A 3,887-nucleotide genomic window follows, 5' to 3' on the forward strand; every position below is an offset into this window, starting at 1 on the left:
TCATCCTGAGCCAGGATCAAACTCTCCAATAAAGTTAGTTTGTCTAGCATCATAAAATAAAAATTGACGTTTCACGTTGTTTGTTTCGTTCAGTTTTCAAAGAACTACTTGATCGCTCATTTGCGACTTCCTTATGTTAACATCTTCGTTAGTTAATGTCAACTAAGTTTTTTATTTCGTTTGTCGCTTTCGACGTTATTGTCATCGGCGACTTTTTCTATATTACACCTCTAAGTAGCAATCGTCAACACCTTTTTATAAATATATTCAAGTTAATATTTTGACACTCTCTAACCTAGAGAAGAATCTATAAAAATTACATTACTAGAAAAGCAACTTCTACTTCTCTTTAATCTCCTCTTCCAAAATATATCCAAGTTACCTTAGCCCTATAGACTTAATTTATATGAAAGGTTTTACTTAGTGAAACAAACAATATTAATAAAGACTAATGTGTAATTAAAAAGTTATTCCCCAAATACCTCCTTGTTTATCACGCACCCCATTAGAAAGGATTAAAGATATACGTATTCTTATAATAAACAACGATACAGAAGTTCATAATAAACTTGTATACTATTCTAGTTATAGAGTTCCCCTTATATGAGGTAATCCTTACTTATCTGTTTACTCATAAATATATACAAATATACTTACTAACTATCCTGCGTCACTGAAATATCCATCTTATATCTCTTTCATCTTTAGGCCTCATCCATTTCCATACAGCCTAGTGGTAATAGCCGTTATATCCTCTTAGCAGAAACTTAAGATATGCATACAAACTACATTCGAGGTCCGAACCGATTAATAGCATTTCTTTTTCAGTATATATACAGGATTAAAAATACGAACCTCAATTGATCTAGTATACTCAACACACCGAGGAGGAACAAGTGTTCTTTTGTTTGTATCACTTTTTATAACATTTAAGTATGTTTATCCTATACCTATAACATGTAATTTTATTGTTCTTTTATATATCCTTCGTTTTGAAATACATATAGAATTACAAATTCACTTATTTCTAGCTACAAGCCTAAAATTCCGATATAAAACGAGCCTGAATTTCTAATCTAAAAAAAATCTAACTCTTACTTTGGGGACACAGCCAAAATAACTTTTACATTTAAGATAAAAGGTATATTCAATATTCCCGACTCCGCTGCTCTGAAGATGAATGTATCATATCTGTCACCGCATGATATAGATTTTCTGGATGTTCAGCAATCCGGTGACATAAATACAAATACCACTCTTTCCCATAAGTCAAATATACTCTAGCGTTATGTCCTTTGTTTTTCAAATCATTTAACATATCCGGACGAATTCCATATAACATTTCTATCTCTACATTAGATTGACTAAAATATTGACGTTGTTCCATCTCTTTAATAAGAATTTCATCATGTGTAGCTATAGATAGAGGGTGATTGTTTTCAATTAGTTGTTCTACAATTTGAAGATACTGCTGATTTAAATCGGTTGACCTAGGCATAGCAATATCCGGAACTTCTTGATAGGCACCTTTTACAACTCGTATTTTCCCTGGATAATTTAGGAGTTCTTGAATATCATTGTTCGATCGATATAAATGTGCCTGAATTGTTATCCCTACATTAGGATATTGCTCTGTTGTTTTTTTATAGATAGAAAGAATGTCCTCTGCCTTAGATGATTCTTCCATACTTATCATAAGGGTAGTTCCTTGTACATTTGCCTTCTCTGCCAACTCCATTAAATGAATATAAGATATTTCTGGATCTATAGATAATCCAATATGCGATAAATCAAGTGATACTGTTTGTTTTATAGAAAGAGCACCCACGTCCCCAATAAGATTCAAAAACTCATTTTTTGCTTTATAACACTCCTTTATATCTAGCTTATTTTCCCCTATATACTCCAGTGAAGTATGATACCCTTTTGTAATTAGTTCTTTTGCCGTCACAATCCCCTCATGTCTCGTTTCTCCGGTGACAAAGCGTTTCGCAGCTTGCAACAATAACACATAGAGCTCCGTGGATTGTTGTACATAGGATTTTATATGTTCATTTCTTGCAATCGATTTAAATGCCTGAGCTACTTGAAATTCTTTCGTCATCACATTTTCATCTCCCTTAGAACTATTTGATCCAACTATAGCATGCTAAAATGGTTCGTATTAGTACCATTTTAGCCAAATTTTTATGGTACCAATTTTGATGAAGGGAGCATTTATATGCTTTGGATACCTATTGATCGATCGTTAGATATTAGTTTAATTCGACAGGTTTATTACCAAATACGTGAGCGAATATTAAATGGAGACCTACAGTCCGGAGAAAAGTTACCATCAACACGGGAATTATCTTCTGAGTTAAACGTATCTAGGAATGTAATTTTAGAAGCTTATGATCAATTATTTTCCGAAGGTTTTTTGGTCGCTCGACAGGGAGCAGGAACATTCATTGCCGAGGGGACTTATTTAGAACAACGTAAAAAATCAACTCTAATTGATTCTTTATCTTGGTGCGAAGAAATAAACAAAGACAGTAACATCATTAATTTTCGTTCAGGGATACCAGCATTAGACTTATTTCCACGCAAGAGATGGGCAAATTTGTCTCACACAATATGGCACGAAGCACCTCCTTCTACGTTTGGATACGATATTCCCGAAGGGCGTCCCGAATTAAGAAAGGCTTTATCACGCTATTTATTAAAAACAAGAGGAGTTTTTTGTCATCCAGAACAATTAGTGATTACTTCTGGTGCAACTCAAGCTTTAACACTTGTTTCTAAATTACTTTTATCAACGGGTGATGAAGTAATAATAGAAGATCCTATTACCAATGACATTCAAACAATTTTTAAAAATTCAGGAGCCTTCCTTTATCCTATACCAGTTGATGATAATGGGATGGATACATCTTTGCTACCTGTAAATAAAAATCCAAAATTTATCTTTATTACTCCTTCTCATCAGTTTCCTTTAGGTGGAACATTACCGATTCAACGACGGGTTCAATTGATTAACTACTCAAGAAAAACAAATTGCTACCTCATTGAAGATGATTATGACAGTGAATTTCGATATGAAGGCTCACCCGTAAGTTCATTACAGGGATTGGATCCCGAGCGTGTTATATATATAGGTTCATTTAGTAAAATTTTATCACCGGCCCTTAGGATGGGATACTTAGTTCTTCCCTCACACCTTATTGAAAAATGTCGCAAAGTAAAATGGTTTTCAGATCTACATACACCTTCTTTAAATCAGCTTGTTCTTGCTAAATTTATTACCGAAGATCATTTGGAACGGCATATTATGAAGATGAAAAAACTCTATAAAAATCGAAGAAACTTCCTTATCCAGCAATTAAAATTAGCATTCTCAAATAAGATCAATATTTTCGGCTATTCTACAGGATTACACTTGATTGTTGAATTCAATCAAGTTCAATTCACAAAAGAATTACTTGAGGAAATTCAACAACTCGGAGTAAAAGTATATCCCGTGGAAGACCACGCCATTAAAAAAGGAAAACATCATAATCAAATTATTATAGGGTACGGACATTTAACAACTGAAGAAATAAAAGAAGGGGTGAACAGGCTACAGAGGGCATTATCTTGTATATATTCTTGTTAACAAATAGACAGTTTAATCAACTTGGCCATATTTTTCTGAAGGTACACTATTTAAATGTGAAATCATAATTAAATCAAGGTGTTTCTTGTTAGATCAACGTACTTATAGAGGCGACATTAATTACAAGATTACTCCATTAAACACAAAAAAGACGAGTCATTCTGACTCGTCTTACAGTTGCTTGGCGACGTCCTACTCTCACAGGGACAAGGTCCCAACTACCATCGGCGCTAGAGAGCTTAACTTCCGTGTT

At 33.7% G+C, this 3,887-nt stretch carries 2 protein-coding genes; one reads left to right on the forward strand and one right to left on the reverse strand.

Features of this window, described 5'->3' with window-relative positions; genetic code table 11:
* Window positions 1–1,147: 1,147 nt before the first annotated feature.
* Window positions 1,148–2,104 carry a proline dehydrogenase family protein gene (locus ACTFRS_RS28365; protein WP_139869850.1) on the reverse strand — a complete coding sequence of 319 codons (957 nt, stop codon included), beginning with the start codon at window positions 2,102–2,104 and terminating at the stop codon, window positions 1,148–1,150.
* Between the two features lie 117 nt (window positions 2,105–2,221).
* On the opposite strand from ACTFRS_RS28365, the gene pdxR reads away from it, so the two are divergent.
* Window positions 2,222–3,634 (forward strand): MocR-like pyridoxine biosynthesis transcription factor PdxR, encoded by a 1,413-nt coding sequence (pdxR, locus tag ACTFRS_RS28370; protein WP_001981045.1) that lies wholly within the window; start codon window positions 2,222–2,224, stop codon window positions 3,632–3,634.
* Window positions 3,635–3,887: the final 253 nt, after the last annotated feature.

This window comes from Bacillus cereus group sp. MYBK139-1 (assembly GCF_051916915.1).
GTDB lineage: Bacteria > Bacillota > Bacilli > Bacillales > Bacillaceae_G > Bacillus_A > Bacillus_A pacificus.